Annotated in this window: 17 protein-coding genes; 12 read left to right on the forward strand and 5 right to left on the reverse strand. The window is 71.8% G+C overall.

From position 1 onward, the window contains the following. Positions 1 to 297: 297 nt before the first annotated feature. The 3 genes from aceE to ACIBVL_RS02320 all read left to right on the forward strand — a co-directional run bounded on the left by aceE (position 298) and on the right by ACIBVL_RS02320 (position 4,632). Positions 298 to 3,000, forward strand: coding sequence for a pyruvate dehydrogenase (acetyl-transferring), homodimeric type (gene aceE, locus ACIBVL_RS02310; RefSeq protein ID WP_399090397.1), 2,703 nt, complete (start codon positions 298 to 300; stop codon positions 2,998 to 3,000). Between the two features lie 77 nt (positions 3,001 to 3,077). Next, complete coding sequence (locus tag ACIBVL_RS02315; RefSeq protein WP_399090400.1) at positions 3,078 to 4,055, forward strand: helix-turn-helix transcriptional regulator; 978 nt, start codon at positions 3,078 to 3,080, stop codon at positions 4,053 to 4,055. A 58-nt stretch (positions 4,056 to 4,113) separates the two neighbouring features. After that, entirely contained in the window at positions 4,114 to 4,632 is a 519-nt protein-coding gene (locus tag ACIBVL_RS02320) for a DUF4240 domain-containing protein (protein ID WP_399091991.1), read from the forward strand. 16 nt (positions 4,633 to 4,648) lie between these two features. Here the strand turns inward: ACIBVL_RS02320 and ACIBVL_RS02325 are convergent, their stop codons facing one another. Continuing rightward, complete coding sequence (locus ACIBVL_RS02325) at positions 4,649 to 4,876, reverse strand: hypothetical protein (RefSeq protein WP_399090403.1); 228 nt, start codon at positions 4,874 to 4,876, stop codon at positions 4,649 to 4,651. A gap of 72 nt (positions 4,877 to 4,948) precedes the next feature. Continuing rightward, positions 4,949 to 5,827 (reverse strand): peptidoglycan recognition protein, encoded by an 879-nt coding sequence (locus ACIBVL_RS02330; protein ID WP_399090406.1) that lies wholly within the window; start codon positions 5,825 to 5,827, stop codon positions 4,949 to 4,951. A 190-nt stretch (positions 5,828 to 6,017) separates the two neighbouring features. Between ACIBVL_RS02330 and ACIBVL_RS02335 the strand changes: the two genes are divergently transcribed. After that, complete coding sequence (locus ACIBVL_RS02335) at positions 6,018 to 7,202, forward strand: MarP family serine protease (protein ID WP_399090409.1); 1,185 nt, start codon at positions 6,018 to 6,020, stop codon at positions 7,200 to 7,202. Between the two features lie 21 nt (positions 7,203 to 7,223). Here the strand turns inward: ACIBVL_RS02335 and ACIBVL_RS02340 are convergent, their stop codons facing one another. Continuing rightward, on the reverse strand, positions 7,224 to 7,721 hold the full coding sequence (locus tag ACIBVL_RS02340) for a GNAT family N-acetyltransferase (RefSeq protein WP_399090412.1): 498 nt from the start codon (positions 7,719 to 7,721) through the stop codon (positions 7,224 to 7,226). Between the two features lie 69 nt (positions 7,722 to 7,790). On the opposite strand from ACIBVL_RS02340, the gene ACIBVL_RS02345 reads away from it, so the two are divergent. Both ACIBVL_RS02345 and ACIBVL_RS02350 read left to right on the forward strand, forming a co-directional pair. Next, positions 7,791 to 8,690 carry a TIGR01777 family oxidoreductase gene (locus ACIBVL_RS02345; RefSeq protein WP_399090415.1) on the forward strand — a complete coding sequence of 300 codons (900 nt, stop codon included), beginning with the start codon at positions 7,791 to 7,793 and terminating at the stop codon, positions 8,688 to 8,690. Positions 8,691 to 8,928: 238 nt separating this feature from the next. Beyond that, on the forward strand, positions 8,929 to 10,344 hold the full coding sequence (locus tag ACIBVL_RS02350) for an NAD(P)/FAD-dependent oxidoreductase (protein WP_399090418.1): 1,416 nt from the start codon (positions 8,929 to 8,931) through the stop codon (positions 10,342 to 10,344). A 55-nt stretch (positions 10,345 to 10,399) separates the two neighbouring features. Here the strand turns inward: ACIBVL_RS02350 and ACIBVL_RS02355 are convergent, their stop codons facing one another. Next, a complete protein-coding gene (locus ACIBVL_RS02355; protein ID WP_399090421.1) occupies positions 10,400 to 11,893 on the reverse strand; it encodes a regulator in 1,494 nt (497 codons plus the stop codon). A 243-nt stretch (positions 11,894 to 12,136) separates the two neighbouring features. Here ACIBVL_RS02355 and lipB point away from each other — a divergent pair, with 243 nt between their 5' ends. The 4 genes from lipB (at position 12,137) to ACIBVL_RS02375 (ending at position 15,271) form a co-directional block, all read left to right on the forward strand. Further along, complete coding sequence (gene lipB / locus ACIBVL_RS02360; RefSeq protein WP_399090424.1) at positions 12,137 to 12,937, forward strand: lipoyl(octanoyl) transferase LipB; 801 nt, start codon at positions 12,137 to 12,139, stop codon at positions 12,935 to 12,937. Between the two features lie 75 nt (positions 12,938 to 13,012). Then, the gene (lipA, locus tag ACIBVL_RS02365; protein WP_399090427.1) at positions 13,013 to 13,978 is read left to right on the forward strand and encodes a lipoyl synthase; all 966 of its coding nucleotides are present in this window, start codon (positions 13,013 to 13,015) and stop codon (positions 13,976 to 13,978) included. A gap of 298 nt (positions 13,979 to 14,276) precedes the next feature. Next, positions 14,277 to 14,480 carry a hypothetical protein gene (locus ACIBVL_RS02370; RefSeq protein WP_399091994.1) on the forward strand — a complete coding sequence of 68 codons (204 nt, stop codon included), beginning with the start codon at positions 14,277 to 14,279 and terminating at the stop codon, positions 14,478 to 14,480. An 89-nt stretch (positions 14,481 to 14,569) separates the two neighbouring features. After that, complete coding sequence (locus ACIBVL_RS02375; protein WP_399090430.1) at positions 14,570 to 15,271, forward strand: DUF4191 domain-containing protein; 702 nt, start codon at positions 14,570 to 14,572, stop codon at positions 15,269 to 15,271. Positions 15,272 to 15,392: 121 nt separating this feature from the next. Here ACIBVL_RS02375 and ACIBVL_RS02380 read toward each other — a convergent pair whose 3' ends face one another. After that, on the reverse strand, positions 15,393 to 15,860 hold the full coding sequence (locus ACIBVL_RS02380; RefSeq protein WP_399090433.1) for an RDD family protein: 468 nt from the start codon (positions 15,858 to 15,860) through the stop codon (positions 15,393 to 15,395). 200 nt (positions 15,861 to 16,060) lie between these two features. Here ACIBVL_RS02380 and glnA point away from each other — a divergent pair, with 200 nt between their 5' ends. Then, the gene (glnA, locus tag ACIBVL_RS02385; RefSeq protein WP_399090436.1) at positions 16,061 to 17,470 is read left to right on the forward strand and encodes a type I glutamate--ammonia ligase; all 1,410 of its coding nucleotides are present in this window, start codon (positions 16,061 to 16,063) and stop codon (positions 17,468 to 17,470) included. Positions 17,471 to 17,586: 116 nt separating this feature from the next. Further along, positions 17,587 to 17,844, forward strand: a complete 258-nt coding sequence (locus ACIBVL_RS02390; protein WP_399090439.1) for a hypothetical protein — start codon at positions 17,587 to 17,589, stop codon at positions 17,842 to 17,844. The last annotated feature ends 26 nt before the right edge of the window (positions 17,845 to 17,870 follow it).

Below are 17,870 nucleotides of genomic sequence, written 5' to 3' on the forward strand. Positions count from 1 at the left end.
CACCCTCCCCGGCCGCACACGTAAGACCCTCCGAGCTCATCCGAGCAGGGAAGATGCGGCACGGCGTGCCCACATCACTGGCACGGAATGCCAACTTTGTTGTCGAGCGTGAGTTTTTGCCTGTCCCCCTTTGATCGATCATCGATCAGGGAGTTACAGTCGCCGACGGGCCAAGCGGCGCGAGCCGCACGGTGTCACAGCACCAGGGCCCCGCTGCCCTGTCCTGCCAAAGACCAAGGGCACCCCCCGAACCCCTTGCCGATGAGGGAACCCCCTTCGACTGAGGAAGGCGGCGACATGACCGACCCCAACGCCATCCAGCCGAGCGAGCTCGACCAGCTCCCGGACCGCGACCCCGAGGAGACCGCCGAATGGCAGGCCTCGCTGGACGCGGTCGCCAAGGCGGCCGGCCCGCACCGTGCCGCGTACCTGATGCGCCGCACGCTGGAGCGCGCGGAGGCGGGCGGCATCGCGCTGCCGAAGCTCCTCGAGACCGACTACGTCAACACCATCCCCACCGCCGCCGAGCCGGGCGTGCCCGGTGACGAGGCGTTGGAGCGCCGGATCACCGCGTGGAACCGCTGGAACGCGGCCGCGATGGTGACCCGCGGCTCCAAATACGGCGTCGGCGGCCACATCGCCACCTTCGCCTCCGCGGCCTGGCTCTACGAGACCGGCTTCAACCACTTCTTCAAGGGCAAGGAGGCCGACGGCTCGGGCGACCAGCTCTACATCCAGGGCCACGCCTCCCCCGGCATCTACGCCCGCGCCTTCCTCGACGGCCGGCTGGACGAGTCCCAGTTGGACAACTTCCGCCGCGAGTCCGGCGGCAACGGCCTCCCCTCCTATCCGCACCCCCGCCGCCTCCCCTGGCTGTGGGAGTTCCCGACGGTGTCGATGGGCCTCGGCCCGCTCTCCGCGATCTACCAGGCGCGCTTCAACCGCTACCTGACCAACCGCGGCATCAAGGACGTCTCCGCCTCCCACGTCTGGGCCTTCCTCGGCGACGGCGAGATGGACGAGCCCGAGTCCACGGCGGCGCTCGCGCTCGCCTCCCGCGAGGGTCTCGACAACCTGACCTTCGTCATCAACTGCAACCTGCAGCGTCTGGACGGCCCGGTCCGCGCCAACTTCAAGATCGTGCAGGAGCTGGAGGCCCAGTTCCGCGGCGCCGGCTGGAACGTCGTCAAGACGCTGTGGGGTTCGGCCTGGGACGAGCTGTTCCGGCTCGACACCACCGGCGCGCTCGTACGCCGTCTGCGCGAGGTACCGGACGCCCAGGTGCAGACGTACCAGACCCGCGACGCCGCCTACATCCGCCAGGACTTCTTCGGCAAGGACCCCGCGCTCGTCGAGATGGCGAAGCTGCTGTCCGACGACAAGATCCTCGAGTGCTTCCACCTCTCCCGCGGTGGTCACGAGGCCCGCAAGGTGTACGCCGCCTACAAGGCCGCCGTCGAGTTCAAGGGCGCGCCGACCGTGATCCTGGCGCAGACCGTCAAGGGCCACACCCTCGGCGAGGGCTTCGCGTCGAAGAACGCCAACCACCAGATGAAGAAGCTGACGGTGGACGAGTTCAAGACGATGCGTGACCTGCTCGAACTGCCCATCAAGGACAGCGACTTCGTCGACGGTGTGGTGCCCTACGGCCACCCCGGCGCCGACTCCCCCGAGGTCCGCTACCTCCAGGAGCGCCGCGCTGCCCTGGGCGGCCCCGCCCCGGCCCGTCGCGTTCACCCGGTGGCCCCGCTGCCGGCCCCGGCCGACAAGGCGTTCGCCTCCTTCGACAAGGGCTCCGGCTCCCAGAACGTGGCCACCACCATGGCCTTCGTCCGGCTCGTCAAGGACCTGGTCCGGGACAAGGAGACGGGCAGGCGCTGGGTGCCGATCGTGCCGGACGAGGCGCGCACCTTCGGCATGGAGTCGCTGTTCCCCTCCCTCGGGATCTACTCCCCCAAGGGCCAGACGTACGAGCCGGTCGACCGCGACCAGCTGATGTACTACAAGGAGGCCAAGAACGGCCAGATCCTCAACGAGGGGATCACCGAGGCCGGTTCGATGGCCGACTTCATCGCCGCGTCCACCGCGTACGCCACGCACGGCGAGGCGATGATCCCGTTCTACATCTTCTACTCGATGTTCGGCTGGCAGCGCACGGCCGACCAGATGTGGCAGCTCGGCGACCAGCTCGGCCGCGGCTTCCTCGTCGGCGCGACGGCGGGCCGGACCACGCTCACCGGCGAGGGCCTGCAGCACGCCGACGGCCACTCCCCGGTCATCGCGGCGACCAACCCGGCCGCCCTCGCCTACGACCCGGCGTTCGCGTACGAGATCGCCACGATCGTCAAGGACGGTCTGCGCCGGATGTACGGCGAGGCCGCCCCGGGTGAGGACCCGAACGTCTTCTACTACCTGACGGTCTACAACGAGCCGCTGCCGCAGCCCGCCAAGCCGGCCGGCCCCGGCGTCGACGAGGGCATCGTCAAGGGCCTGTACCGCTTCAACACGGCGGAGTCGGCGGGACTTTCCCCGGTCGCCAACGCGCCCCGGATCCAGCTCCTGGGCTCCGGCACGGCGATCCACTGGGTCCTGCAGGCGCAGAAACTGCTCGCCGAGGAGTGGGGCGTGGCCGCCGACGTGTGGTCCGCGACCTCCTGGACCGAGCTGCGCCGGGACGCGCTGGACGCCGACGCGGCCCTGCTGCGCGGCGAGGAGCGGGTGCCGTACGTCCGGCTGGCGCTGCAGGGCGCCGAGGGTCCGGTCCTGGCGGTCTCCGACTACATGCGCCAGGTCCCCGACCAGATCGCGCAGTGGGTCGAGCAGGACTGGTCCTCCCTGGGTGCGGACGGCTTCGGCCTCTCCGACACCCGTGAGGCGGCCCGCCGTCACTTCGGTGTCGACGCGCAGTCGGTCGTCGTCGCGGCGCTGGCCCAGCTGGCCCGGCGCGGTGAGGTCAAGGCGGCCGCGGTGAAGGAGGCGCGCGAGCGCTACGGCCTGTAGGTCACGGTTCGGGGAAGGGGGGTGCGGCGGCTGCCGTACCCCCCTTCTCTGTCGGTGCAGCCCGGCATCATGACCGTATGCGCGCTGCCCGCCTGATCAAGATGGTGCTGCTTCTGCAGTCCCGCCCCGCCATGACCGGCGCCGAGTTGGCGCGGGAGCTGGAGGTGTCCGAGCGGACCGTCACCCGGGACGCGCAGGCGCTCTCGGAGGCGGGCGTGCCGGTGTACGCGGAGCGGGGGCGGGCCGGGGGGTACCGGCTGGTCGGGGGGTACCGGACGGGGCTGACCGGGCTGGCCCGGGGGGAGGCCGAGGCGCTGTTCCTGAGCGGGGTGCCGGGGGCGCTGCGGGAGATGGGCCTGGAGGATGCCGCCTCCGCCGCCCGGCTGAAGGTGGCCGCCGCGCTGCTGCCCTCGATGCGGGACGCGCCGCGGGCGGCGGCGCAGCGGTTCCATCTGGACGCGCCCGCGTGGTTCCGGGAGCCGGAGACGCCGGAGCTCCTGGCGGTGATCGCGGAGGCGGTGTGGGACGACCGGTGCGTGCGGGCGCGCTACCGGCGGGGGGAGGGTGAGGTCGAGCGGGAGCTGGAGCCGTACGGGCTCGTGCTGAAGGCGGGGGTCTGGTATCTGTGCGCCCGGGTGCGCGAGGGCGGGGCCTTCCGGACGTACCGGATCGACCGGTTCGTCGGCGCGGAGCACCTGAAGGATCGTTTCAGCAGAGATCAGGACTTCGACCTGCCCGGGTTCTGGGACGGACAGGCCGAGCGGTTCGCGCGCTCGATCCTGCGCGCCGAGGTCGTCGTACGGCTGTCGGAGGCCGGGGTGCGCGGACTGCCGCACGCCGTGGATCCGGTGGCCGCGCGGGACGCGCTGGCGGCGGCCGGGGAGCCTGACGGGCAGGGGTGGGTGACGGTCACACTGCGGGTGGAGTCGGAGGACGTGGCGCACACTCAGCTCACCGCGCTGGGGGCCGAGGCCGAGGTGGTCTCCCCCGAGTCGCTGCGCAAGCGGCTCGCCGAGAACGCCGTACGGCTGGCGGAGTTGTACCGTCCGGAGTGAAACACCCCGGTACTCCGGGGTGCGTCCAGCCCTGTGAGGCACGATGCTTGGACGCGTGATGGAAGAGTCGGAGTTCTGGGAGCTGGTGGACGCCGCCCGCGAGGCCGCCGAGGGCGACCCGGAGGAGCAGGCGGACCTGATCGTGGAGCGGCTGGTCCGGATGGATCCGGAGTCCGTGCTCGACTTCGCCCGGCACTTCGAGTCCCGCTACAACCGCGCCTACACCTGGGACCTGTGGGGCGCCGCGTGGGTGCTGCTCGACGGGGCCAGCGACGACGCCTTCGACTTCTTCCGGTGCTGGCTGATCGGGCAGGGCCGGGAGGTGTTCGAGGGGGCGGTGCACGATCCGGACGCGCTCGCCGATCTGCTGGACGAGTTCGACGAGGAGATCGACGGCGACGGCGAGGAACTCGGCTACGCGGCCGACGAGGCCTACGAGCAGCTCACCGGGACCGTCGCCCCGGACCTGGGCATCGCGCCCGGACCGTCGGAACCCGAGGGCACGCCCGTCGACTTCGAGAACGAGGGGGCGCTGGCGGAGCGGTATCCCCGGCTGTGGGGGCGCTTCAAGGAGTGAGCCGCCGCGCCGGGCCTCACGCCGCGGCCCTGCGACGGATGGTGTCCGCCGGGATGTACGCCTGTGCCTGGTCGGCGCGGACCGCGTGGTGCAGGGGGGCCTTGTTGGCCTGTTCGAGGGCGGACGCGGTGACGGCGGCCGGACCCAGGACGACCGCGGCGACGGCGCAGAGGACCATCCAGGGGCTGCGGGCGGCCCTGGTCCATCCGGCGGCCGTGTGCTCCGTGGTGTGAGTGCTGTTCATCTTCCGCACCTCCAGTCGGTTTGTGTTGTGCATGACCGTAGGACGCGGGGATGGGAGAACTCTGAATCCTGCCTAAGGCGTTCCTGTGAGCCTTCCTGAGGATGCTGTGGCGGGTGCGCGGCCCTGGAGGCGGGCGGCCGTCGCGCGGATCTCCGGGAGGCGGGCGGTGAGGGCGGCGCCGGGGCAGCTCGTCATGTAGCCGTCGTTGTGGCCGGCGAGGGCGGGCAGGCTGGCGACGGCTCCGGCGGCGTACCGGCTGAGGCTGTTGCTGGAGGTGAGGCGCGCCATGCCGCGCGGGTCGACGTCGGAGAGGCCGAGCTTCCAGGCGGTCAGGGCGGCGATCGCGTCGAGCATCGCCTGCGGGACGGGCACACCGGCGGTGAAGGTGCCGAGGGCGGCGATGCCTGCAGTGCGGTGGTTGAAACCCTGGGTGTGGGCGCCGGTGACGGGACGGTCGACGCCGCCCGCGCGGCCCTCGTAGATGGTGCCGCAGCGGTCGACGAGGAAGTTGTAGCCGATGTCGTCCCAGTCCCGGGCACCTGTCTGGCCCGCGTACAGGTAGCGGATGATGCGGGGCGCGTCGGCGCAGGCGTAGCCGTTGGGCGAGTCGGTGTGGTGGAGGAAGACGGCGACGACCCTGTCGTCGTAGCGCGGCGGTGGCTGGGCGTGCCGGCTGCGTTCGTCGAGCCAGGCGGAGCGGGGCACGATGTGCGGCCGGGGCGCGGTGTGCGCGCTCGTCACCGGGCGCGCCGGGGTGGGGTGGTCGGCGCGGGCGGTGAGCCGGGCCGTGGCGGTCCGGTCGACGCCGCTCGCGCACAGCGCCAGGGCGAGGACGGCGGTGAGGCCGGGCAGGCAGCCCAGGAACACGAGGAGGGGGCCCGGTATCCGCGCCGGGCGGCTTCGTCTTCGCGCTCCCCGGGCCCTGCGGGGGGCCGGTCGAAGGGCACACATGAACCCACTGTCGGCCGGTTTTGCTCCGCCCGCGACGTGTGTTGTGCCACCCGGTGGAACCATCGTCACGGTCCGGGGCGTTTTTCGAACTGCACGCACGCGTTTCCGACCTCGTTCAGGCACGCGCGCGTGCGGCTGATCACTGGGCCCGTCCCCCACGTACTCAAGGGTCCTAGAGAAAGGCGGCTCTGTGGACCTGCTCGACATCCTGCTGGTGCTGGTGATCCTGGCCTACGCCGGCTCCGGCTACCGGCGCGGACTGGTGGCCGGCTGTGTCTCGCTGGCCGGGTTCGTGGGCGGCGCTGTGGTCGGCGTGTGGGCGCTGCCGTGGATGATGAACCTGGTGACCCCGGGGACCACGACGGCGACGGTGACGGCCGTGTTCACGGTGCTCGTCCCGGCGGCGGTCGGGCACGAACTGGCGGGACGCCTCGCGCTGCGGCTGCGGCGCGAGCTGGACCGGGGGCCGCTGCGGGTGGCCGACGGGGTCGGCGGGGCGGCGGCGAACGCGGTGGCGGTGCTGATCGTGGCCTGGGTGGCCGCGAGCGTGCTGGGCGCGTCCTCGTCGCCGACGGTGACCTCGTCGATCCGGGACTCCAAGCTGCTCGGCGCGGTCCAGGACGCCATGCCGGACACGACCCCGGCGTGGTTCTCCAACGCCACCTCCGCGCTCACCCAGGCGGGCTTCCCCCAGGTCTTCAACCCGTTCGAGAACGAGTCGACGGCCCGGGTCGCCAAGCCCAGCGGCGACAGCGTCACGGTGCGGGCGAGCAACGCCGCGAAGCTGAGCACGGTGAAGATCGAGGGCTCCTCGGGCGACCAGGGCCGCGAGGGCAGCGGGTTCGTGTACGCGCGCGAGCATGTGATGACCAACGCGCACGTGGTGGCGGGCATCGACCACCCGAGCGTGCGGGTCGGCGGCGTGGGGTCGTCGTACGACGCCACGGTGGTGCTCTTCGACCCCGACAAGGACGTGGCGGTGCTGTACGTGCCCCGGCTGCGCGCCCCGGTGCTGGGCTTCGACGACTCCGCGAAGCGGGGCGACGAGGCGGTCGTGGCGGGCTATCCGCAGGACGGCGACCTCGACCTCCAGGCGGCGACCGTCGCGAACCGGGTGAAGGCCACCGGCCGGAACATCTACAACGACGCGACCGTCACCCGTGAGATCTACTCGATCCGCTCCACGGTCCGTCCCGGCAACTCCGGCGGCCCGCTGCTGACCACCGACGGCGATGTGTTCGGCGTGGTCTTCGCCCGCTCCACCTCCGACGGGGAGACCGGCTATGTGCTGACGGCGGCCGAGGTGGCGGGCGACGCCGAGCGGGCGGCCACGGCGACGGCGCCGGTGGACACGGGCCGGCTGATCAGTTCCTGAGCGTCGGCGTCGTCCAGGCGCTCACAGCGGGCGCCCCATGAGGACGTCGTCCACGTACGCGCCGTCCAGGAAGAACTCCTCCGGGAGCACGCCCTCGACGGCGAACCCCTCGGACTCGTAGAGCGCGCGGGCCGGTTTGTTGTGCCCCAGGACGTGCAGGGTGAGTCGGCGGGCCCCTCTTCGGCGGCTCTCCTCCACGGCCGCGCGCAGCAGGCTTCGCGCGACGCCCCTGCCCCGGGCCTCCTCGGCGACGGCGAGACCGCGGATCTGGCGCACATGTGCGTTCGAGGCCAGCGAGGTGGGGAAGCCCAGGCGCACATAGCCGACGAGGCGGCCGTCGAGCTCGGCGACCAGATGGTCCTCCGGGCCCGCGTGCACCGGGAAGAAGCTCTCGTACGGCGGCTCCGGCGCGGGGGCGACCGCGTGCAGGTAGGACCAGACGGCGCGGTCGAGCCGGCCGAGGTCCTCCTCGTCGGTCGCGCGGGCGGGACGTATGGACGGCTGCGGGTGGTCGGACATGGGCGCCACCTTAAGGCGGGCCGACGCGACCCGACGGGGTTTTATCCGGCCACCGGGCAGGATGAGGCCATGGAACAGAAGAGTGCGCGCATCGCGGTGGCCGGCGCCTCCGGTCTCATCGGCAGCGCCCTGGTGCGGTCCCTGACCGCCGACGGGCACGAGGTGGTCCGGCTGGTGCGCCGGGCGCCCGGGGGCGCGGACGAGGTGCGCTGGGATCCGGAGGGGGGACAGGTGGACGCGGCGGCGCTCGCGGGGTGCGACGCCGTGGTCAACCTGGCGGGGGCCGGGGTCGGGGACCAGCGCTGGACGGAGGCGTACAAGCGGCGGATCCATGACAGCCGGGTGCATGCCACGGCCGGTCTGGCGAGGGCGATCGCCTCGCTCGACGAGCCGCCGAGGGTGTTCGTGAACGGCAGCGCCATGGGTATCTACGGCGAGACCGGCGAGCGGGTCGTGGACGAGAGCGCGCCCGCCGGCACCGGCTTCCTGCCGGAGCTGTGCGTGGAATGGGAGGCGGCCGCGTCGCCCGCCCGGGAGGCCGGGGTGCGCACGGTGTTCACCCGGACCGGTCTGGTGGTGGCGCGCGGGGGCGGGGCCTGGGGCCGGCTGTTCCCGCTCTTCAAGGCGGGCCTCGGGGGGCGGATGGGCGACGGCCGGCAGTACTGGTCGTACATCGCGCTGCACGACGAGGTCGCGGCGATCCGGCATCTGATGGACCATGACGACCTGTCGGGGCCGTTCAACCTGACCGCGCCCGAGCCGCTGACGAACCGTGAGATCACGGCGGCGATGGGGCGGGTGCTGCACCGGCCGACCCTGTTCGCGGTGCCGGCGCCGGTGCTGCGGACGGCGCTGGGCGAGATGGCCGGGGATGTGCTGGGCAGCGCGCGGGTGGTGCCGAAGCGGCTGCTGGAGTCCGGGTTCACCTTCGCGTTCCCCGGGATCGAGGACGCGATCCGGGCGGCGTGAGACGCCGTGCGAGGGGCGTGAGCGGCCTGGTACGGGATGTGCGACCGCCTCGTACGGAGTGTGCGACCGGGCGTGGGACCCCTTCCGACCGCATGCGACCGCCGTGCGACCGTGCCCTGCCCATGCGCGACTGTCCCTGACCGGGCGCGGCCCTAACCTCGATCCGAACTCGGGCATCCCGAACGGAAGTTGGGGGCATGACGTCTCCACCGGCCGCGCAAACCTCGAGGAGGGGCACGTGCTTGAGCCCGCGTACCAGGCAGACGTCGTCGTCGTGGGAGCCGGAGTCGCCGGACTCTCCGCCGCACATCGGCTGACCAGCGCAGGAATAACGACCGCGGTCCTGGAGGCCGCCCATGGCGTCGGCGGCCGTATGTCGACCGAGAAGGTCGACGGCTTCCGGCTCGACCGCATCGGGCAGCTGCTCTCCACAGCCTATCCCGAACTGGGCCTGACACCGGGGCTCGACGCGCTGGTGCTGCGCCCCTTCGCCCCCGGGGTCCTGCTGCACAGCGACGGCCGCCATCACCGCGCCGGAGCGCAGGCAGGCGCGGGGAGCGCGAGGGGCGCACTCCATGCCGTACGCGCCCTGGCAAGCGCCCCTCGGCCGGGTGTGCTGCCGGGGGGACGGGCCGGGGCCCTGAGCCGGACCGGCTCGCCGTGGCAGCCCGCGCAGCCTCCCCGGATCCGCCCCGGCGCTCCGCTGGGGACGGCCGTGGACCAGGCCCGGCTGGGCGCCGCGCTCACCCGGATCGCGGCCACCCCCGCCGAACGGCTGCTGCGCCGCCCGGAGTCGGCGGCCGCCCAGGCCCTCGCGGCGCGGGGGCTGCCCGCCCGCACGATCGACGGGTTCCTGCGTCCGCTGCTCGCCGCGCTGCTCTGCGACCCGGACCTCACCACCTCCAGCCGGTGCGCGGACCTCGCGCTGCGCGCCTTCGCGGCGGGCCGGCTGTGCGTGCCGGAGGGCGGCGCCGAGGTGCTGCCGGAGCTGCTCGCCCGGACCCTGCCGCCGGGCACCGTGCACACCGGGGTGCGGGTCACCTCGGTCTCCACGACCTCGGTGACCACCGCCGAGCACGGTGAGTTCCGCTGCCGCGCGGTACTGCTGGCCACCGACGCCCGCGCCGCCGCCGAGCTGCTGCCCGGCCTGCGGGTGCCCGACTTCCACCCCGTGACGGTCGTCCACCACACCACGGACGAGCCCCCGGCGACCGGCGCGTCCCTCCTGCTGGACGCCGACCGGAGCGGCCCGGTCGCGCACACGACCGTGGTCAGCGCCGTCGACCCGGCCCGGGCGCCCGAGGGCCGCGCCCTGATCTCCTCCACGGTCCTGGGCACCCCGCCCGACGGCGTCGACACCGCCGTACGGATGCACCTGTCCCGCCTCTACGGCACCTCGACCGCGCGCTGGGAGACCCTCGCCGTCCACCACACCGCCGAGGCCGTCCCCGCGATGCGCCCGCCGCACGATCTGCGACGGTCGGTACGGCTCCTCGCGGGCCTGTACGTGTGCGGCGACCACCGGGACACCAGCACCGTCCAGGGCGCCCTGCACTCGGCACACAGGGCGGCCGCGGCGATCGTGGCGGACCTGGGGACGGCGGGACCGATGCACAGGGCGGACCCGACACCGACCACCGCCCGGGCCGCCTGAGACCCGTCCGGCCGATCACGTGCCGCCTGCGGCACGACCGGCCGGACACCCCTGGCTAGCCGAGCGCGGCCGCCACCTTGTCGCGGTAGGTCCGTACCGGGGCCGCGTCCTTGTACGGCTCCAGCCTGCGCTCGAAGTCCCTGACGTACTCCACCGCCCGGACCGACCGCATCTCCGCCGCCTGCCCGGCCGCCTCCGCGGCCAGCTGGCAGGCCTGGTCGAGTTCGCCGAGGCCCAGGCGGGCGGAGGCGAGGACGACGCGGCAGAACAGGCGGCTGCGGGCGTAGGCGGCGGGGCGCAGCTGAAGGGAGCGTTCGGCGTGCTGGGCGGCGGCCCGGAACTGCTGGAGATCGCGGTGGCAGTGCCCGAACTCGTCGGCCAGCTGTCCCTCGTCGAAGTACCGCGCCCAGTACGGCACCTCGTCCCCGGGCCGGTTCGCCTCCAGGGCACGCTCGGCCCGCACCAGGGCGGCGGTGCAGGCCCGCACCTCGCCGAGGATGCCGTGCCCGCGCGCCTCGGCCGCGTGCAGCAGCGCCTGCATGACCGGCGGGGCACCGGTGCCCACGCCCTGCTGGGCCACCCGCGCCAGCTGTACCGCCTCCCGCCCGTGGCCGAGGTAGACCGCCTGGCGGCTCATGGTGACGAGGACGAAGGAGCCGTACGCCCGGTCCCCGGCCGCCTGTGCGAGGCGCAGGGCCTGGACGAAGTAGCGCTGGGCGAGGCCGTGCGCGGCGATGTCGAAGGAGGTCCAGCCGGCCAGCCGGGTGAGGTCGGCGGCGGCGCCGAAGAGGCGGCGGCCGGTCTGCTCGCCGTAGGTGCCGCGCAGCATCGGCTCGCACTCGTGCTCCAGATAGCGCACGAGGGCCTGGCGGGCGTGACCGCCGCCGTACATGTCGTCGAGGGTGCGGAAGAGCTCGCCGACCGAGCGGAGCGCGGAGATGTCGCCGCCGGTGACCCGCTGGCCGGGGCCGCGTTCGCTGCCCTGGCCGCGCTGGCGGGGGACGGCGAGCGGCATCCCGGGGGTCGGCCTGGCGGGCGCGCCCGGGGACTTGGGGGCCTGGCGGCCCTGGACCGGGACCCGGGGCACCGGTTCGCCGCGGGCCACCTTCTCGTCGGCCCGCCCGATCAGCCAGTCCCGGCTCGGGACGACGAGCCCTGCCGGAGTGAAGGCGATCTTGCGCAGCTCGGCATGACTGCCGGAGTCCTTGCGCCACAGCCCGCCGACGATGTCGATGGCCTCCTCGGGGGTGCCGGCGAACTCCAGGCCCGCGTAGACCGGCGCGCAGGCGTCCAGGCCGAGATCCTGGGCGGTCAGCCGGCGGCCCAGGCGGCGGGTGAAGACCTCGGCGATGAGGGCGGGGGTGGTGCCCCGCGGCTGCTGCCCGCGCAGCCACCGGGTGACGGAGGTCTTGTCGTATCTGAGGTCCAGCCCGTGTTCGAGGCCCAGCTGATCGACACGACGGGCCAGACCCGCGTTGGAGAAGCCCGCTTCTGCGATGAGCGCGGCGAGTTGGCGGTTGGGAGTGCGCTGCGCGGGTCGTTCCGTCATCTGCGGTGCGGTCTCCTGCCTCCCGGGCCTCTGACGTGCCCGGATGAAGTGCCCTGAAGCTGTGATCAGGCCTGATGCCTCGTGAACGGCGCGAATGTAGCGGAGCGTAAGCAGCCGATCGCACATCTCGACGTTCATTCATCCGATCGTGTGAGGATTGCCCGTGCGGCTGACGCGGAGTGCGCGGACGTACAGTGGCTTGGGCGCGTTTCGTGCCTTACGACCTTCAGGGAGGCGCTTGCCGTGAGTGAGCTGCGGTTCGTCCGTATGGGTTTCGGTGCCGAGGCCGTGGAATACCAGGAGGCCTGGGACGAGCAGCGCCGGGTGCACGCGGCCCGGTTCGCCGACGAGATCCCCGACACCGTGCTGCTCCTGGAACACCCGCCGGTCTACACGGCCGGCCGGCGCACGGCCGACAACGAGCGCCCGCTCGACGGCACGCCGGTCGTCGACGTGGACCGCGGCGGCAAGATCACCTGGCACGGTCCGGGCCAGTTGGTGGGCTACCCGATCCAGAAGCTCCCCCGCCCGGTGGACGTCGTCGCGCACGTCCGCCGCCTGGAGGAGGCCCTGATCCGCACCTGTACGGACTTCGGCGTGGCGACCACCCGGGTCGAGGGCCGCAGCGGGGTGTGGGTGCTGGGCGACCCCGTGGAGCAGCGGCCGCTGGTCGGCGGGCTGTCCCTGGACTTCGACCCGCGCCTCACCGACGAGGAGTTCGACCCGCGGCTGAACGGCCCCGAGTACGCCCCCTCCAACGCCGGCCAGCGCCGCGAGGACCGCAAGCTGGCCCAGATCGGCATCCGGGTGGCCAAGGGCGTCACCATGCACGGCTTCTCGCTGAACGTGAACCCGGACACCAAGTGGTTCGACCGGATCATCCCGTGCGGCATCCGGGACGCGGGCGTGGCGTCCCTGGCGGGCGAGCTGGGCCGGGACGTCACGATCGCCGAGGTGCTGCCGGTGGTGGAGGGGCACCTGCGGGACGTGATGGAGAACGCGGAGCTCAGGCCGAGGGTGATCGAGAAGACACCGGCGGCCTGAGGCACGCCGACAGGCTTTCGAATCCACGGGCGTACGCTTGAGCACGCCGAAGAATCAAACGCTAGGGAGCCGGTCGTGTCCGCAGTCGCACCCGACGGACGCAAGATGCTGCGCCTGGAGGTCCGCAACAGCCAGACCCCCATCGAGCGCAAGCCCGAGTGGATCAAGACGCGGGCGAAAATGGGTCCCGAGTACACGAAGATGCAGAACCTCGTGAAGAGCGAGGGGCTGCACACCGTGTGCCAGGAAGCCGGCTGCCCCAACATCTACGAGTGCTGGGAGGACCGGGAGGCGACCTTCCTGATCGGTGGCGACCAGTGCACGCGGCGCTGCGACTTCTGCCAGATCGACACCGGCAAGCCCGAGGCGCTGGACCGCGACGAGCCCCGCCGGGTCGGCGAGTCCGTGGTCACCATGGACCTGAACTACGCCACCATCACCGGCGTCGCCCGCGACGACCTGGAGGACGGTGGCGCCTGGCTGTACGCGGAGACGGTCCGCCAGATCCATGAGCAGACGGCGTCCCGCGAGGCCGGCCGTACCAAGGTCGAGCTGCTCGCCCCCGACTTCAACGCGATCCCCGAGCTGCTGGCGGAGGTCTTCTCCTCCCGGCCCGAGGTCTTCGCGCACAACGTCGAGACGGTCCCCCGGATCTTCAAGCGGATCCGCCCCGGCTTCCGCTACGACCGGTCGCTGAAGGTCATCACCGACGCCCGCGACTACGGCCTGGTCACCAAGTCCAATCTGATCCTCGGCATGGGCGAGACCCGTGAGGAGGTCAGCGAGGCGCTGAAGCAGCTGCACGAGGCCGGCTGCGAGCTGATCACCATCACCCAGTACCTGCGCCCCTCCGTGCGCCACCACCCCGTCGAGCGCTGGGTGAAGCCGCAGGAGTTCGTGGAGCTGAAGGAGGAAGCCGAGCAGATCGGTTTCTCCGGGGTGATGTCGGGTCCGCTGGTGCGGTCCTCCTACCGTGCCGGGCGGCTGTACCAGATGGCCGTCGAGAAGCGGGGGACCTACGTCGCCTCGCAGGCCGTGTGACCTGGGAGACATCGGCCGGTCCCCGTGCCCCGTACGGGCGCCGGGCAAGCGTGTGAATTCGCGCACAAGGTACTACTGGCCAGTAACGGCCGATTCGACGCGGTCCCGACCGTCCTCGCAGATGAGGGCCCCGGTCGGGACCGCGTCGGCGTTCCGCGCCCCCCGAATGCCCCACATCAAGGCTTCATGGGCGTTTGACCGGTCGGTCACGCCCTGGTAACACCAAACAGTGACGCTGGTATCACAGCACGTAGAGAACACCGACACCCACCCGAAGCCGCCCGAGGGGGACCTTCACATGCAGGCCGCGCCCGTTCGCGCCACCGCGATCCCGTCCTTCACCACCGCACTGCGCGCCGTCGAGTCGCTGCTCATGAGCAGCGGACAGCGCACCGCCCGCCGCAACGCCTGGACCTCCGTGCTGGAGGACCGCCGTCGCGCCAAGGACCGGGTCGAGGCGCAGCGCGTCCTCGAAGCGGTCACCGCCGCCCGGACCTCCTGACTACTGCTGCCCCACCCCGCTCCACCCATGCCCCCGTCTCCCGGACACTGCCGTCGTCGGCGCTTCCGGGGCCACGTAGACTTCCTGGCATGGCGAGAAGTGACAGCGCGGCGGACGCCGCTAACCCCGGGCGACTGAAGCAGATCGCCCTGACGTACAAGATGACCCGTAAGGCCGACAAGACGATCGGCCTGGTGCTCGCGGGTGTCTTCCTCCTCATCTTCGGTGTCTTTCTCGCGATCGGTTTCCTGATCGGCCACCCGGTCTACCTCGGCATCCTGGGCTTCCTGCTCGCCTTCCTCGGGACGGCGATCGTCTTCGGACGACGGGCCGAGCGGGCCGCCTTCGGTCAGATGGAGGGCCAGCCGGGCGCCGCCGCGGCCGTCCTCGACAACATCGGCCGGGGCTGGACGACGACCCCCGCGGTGGCGATGAACCGCAGCCAGGACGTGGTGCACCGCGCCGTCGGCAAGGCGGGCATCGTGCTGGTCGCCGAGGGCAACCCGAACCGGGTGAAGAGCCTCCTGGCCGCCGAGAAGAAGAAGATGAACCGCATCGTCGCGGACGTCCCGGTGCACGACGTGATCGTCGGCACGGGCGAGGGCCAGACCGAGCTGAAGAAGCTGCGGACCACCCTGCTGAAGTACCCCCGCGTCCTCACCGGCCCGCAGGTCACGGCGACCAACGACCGACTGCGCGCGTTGGGGGACCTCATGAGCAACATGCCGCTCCCGAAGGGGCCCATGCCCAAGGGGATGCGCCTCCCGAAGGGCGGGCCGAAGACCCGCTGACCTCGCTCGCAGGCATACGGCGATGGGGGCGCCCGGTGATCACCGGGCGCCCCCATCGCCGTATGCGCACCGCAAGGGCGTGCCAGGCGCCGCCGGGCAGGCGGGACTTTCCCAACACGCCCTAGATCCGCACCTCGACCGTGCGGGCCAGCCGGTCGTGGAGGCCGCGCCCGTCGCGGTCCCAGATCAGGGCGGGGATCGCGAGGCAGAGCAGCACGGTGCGGATCACCGAGCGCAGGGGGTTCACCGTGCCGGTCTCCACCGACACCACCCGCAGGCCGAAGAGGCGCTTGCCGGGGGTGAAGCCGAGCGTCCCCACTGTGAGGACGCTCACCACGAGGAAGATCAGCAGGGTCCAGTTGCTGGTGGCGGGGGTGTAGCCCTCAGTGATCAAGCTGTATGCGATCAAGAGGCACAGACCCCAGTCCACCGCCAGCGCGCCGAGCCGGCGGCCGGGGCGGGCGATCGAGCCGGGTCCCTCCTCCGGGAGGCCCAGCTGCTGTCCCCGGTATCCGAAGTCGGCACCGGCGTCCTCCATGGCCGCGCGGGGTCCGGAGAGCCACGATCCGAGTGCTTGCCTGTTGTCCACGGCTCCACCGTACTGCGGGCGTTTCGCGATGCGGACAGGTGGGGTGGACCGGGCGAGGTCCGGTTAACTTGTGCGAAACAAATGGGTCACGCATGAGAAATCACCCGTCCCTAGGGTCGAGGTCAGCGTGTGCCACCGCACTGGCCGCACGAACGAACTACCACCCCGGCACGGGAACGGCCGGGAGTAGGAGGAGCTGGATGTTCCAGAACGCCGACGAGGCCAAGAAGTTCATCGCGGACGAGGACGTCAAGTTCGTCGATGTCCGGTTCTGCGACCTGCCGGGCGTCATGCAGCACTTCACGGTGCCCGTCGAGGCGTTCGACCCTGACGAGGAACTCGCGTTCGACGGATCGTCGATCCGGGGCTTCCAGGCCATCCACGAGTCCGACATGGCCCTGCGCGCGGACCTCTCGACCGCGCGGGTGGACCCGTTCCGCCGTGACAAGACGCTGAACATCAACTTCTTCATCCACGACCCGATCACGGGCGAGCAGTACTCCCGCGACCCGCGCAACGTGGCGAAGAAGGCCGAGGCCTACCTCGCGTCGACCGGTATCGCGGACACCGCGTACTTCGGTCCCGAGGCCGAGTTCTACGTCTTCGACTCCGTGCGCTTCGCGACCAGCGCGAACGAGTCCTTCTACCACATCGACTCCGAGGCCGGCGCCTGGAACACCGGTGCCCTCGAGGACAACCGTGGTTACAAGGTCCGCTACAAGGGCGGCTACTTCCCGGTCCCACCGGTCGACCACTTCGCCGACCTGCGCGCCGAGATCTCCCTGGAGCTGGGCAAGGCCGGCCTCCAGGTCGAGCGCCAGCACCACGAGGTGGGCACCGCCGGCCAGGCGGAGATCAACTACAAGTTCAACACGCTGCTCGCCGCCGCGGACGACCTGCAGCTCTTCAAGTACATCGTGAAGAACGTGGCCTGGCGCAACGGCAAGACCGCGACCTTCATGCCGAAGCCGATCTTCGGCGACAACGGCTCGGGCATGCACGTCCACCAGTCGCTGTGGGCGGGCGGCTCCCCGCTCTTCTACGACGAGGCCGGTTACGCGGGCCTGTCGGACACCGCCCGCTACTACATCGGCGGCATCCTCAAGCACGCCCCGTCGCTGCTGGCCTTCACCAACCCGACGGTGAACTCCTACCACCGCCTGGTCCCGGGCTTCGAGGCCCCGGTGAACCTGGTGTACTCGCAGCGCAACCGCTCCGCGGCGATGCGTATCCCGATCACGGGCTCCAACCCGAAGGCCAAGCGCGTCGAGTTCCGCGCGCCCGACTCCTCCGGCAACCCGTACCTCGCCTTCTCCGCCCTGCTGCTCGCGGGCCTGGACGGCATCAAGAACAAGATCGAGCCGGCCGAGCCGATCGACAAGGACCTCTACGAACTGGCTCCCGAGGAGCACGCGGGCGTCCCGCAGGTCCCGACCTCGCTCCCGGCCGTCCTCAACTCCCTCGAGGCCGACCACGAGTTCCTGCTCGCCGGTGACGTCTTCACGTCCGACCTGATCGAGACGTGGATCGACTTCAAGCGCGCCAACGAGATCGCCCCGCTGCAGCTGCGTCCGCACCCGCACGAGTTCGAGCTGTACTTCGACGTGTGATCGGACCGTGGCCGTACGGCTTCCGGCGGCGCCCCCGTTCCTGTTTCTCAGGGCGGGGGCGCCGTCGTATGGTTTCTGGCACTGCTGTTCGAGAATGGTGACGGGGAGATACGGCGATGCCCGAACAGGACGACGTGGAGCGGGAGTTCGACCTCAGGTGGGCGGACCAGGCCGAACACAAGGAGCCCTCGGCCCGGGCCCGGATGCTGGCCGCCCGCTGGAAGGAGAACCCACCGGAGCCGGTGCCCTTCCGCGGCGACCCGGAGCACGCGGGTCCGCGCCGGTCGTCCTGGGTGTCGACGACGATCGTCCTGGGCTGCGTGGCGGCGGTGATCCTGCTCCTGGGGTGGGCACGGTTCCAGGCCCCGTACTAGGACAGGCCCCGGACAGGGGGGCCCGG

Origin of the sequence: Streptomyces sp. NPDC049687 (assembly GCF_044465285.1) — a bacterium.
In the GTDB taxonomy this organism is placed as follows: Bacteria; Actinomycetota; Actinomycetes; order Streptomycetales; family Streptomycetaceae; genus Streptomyces.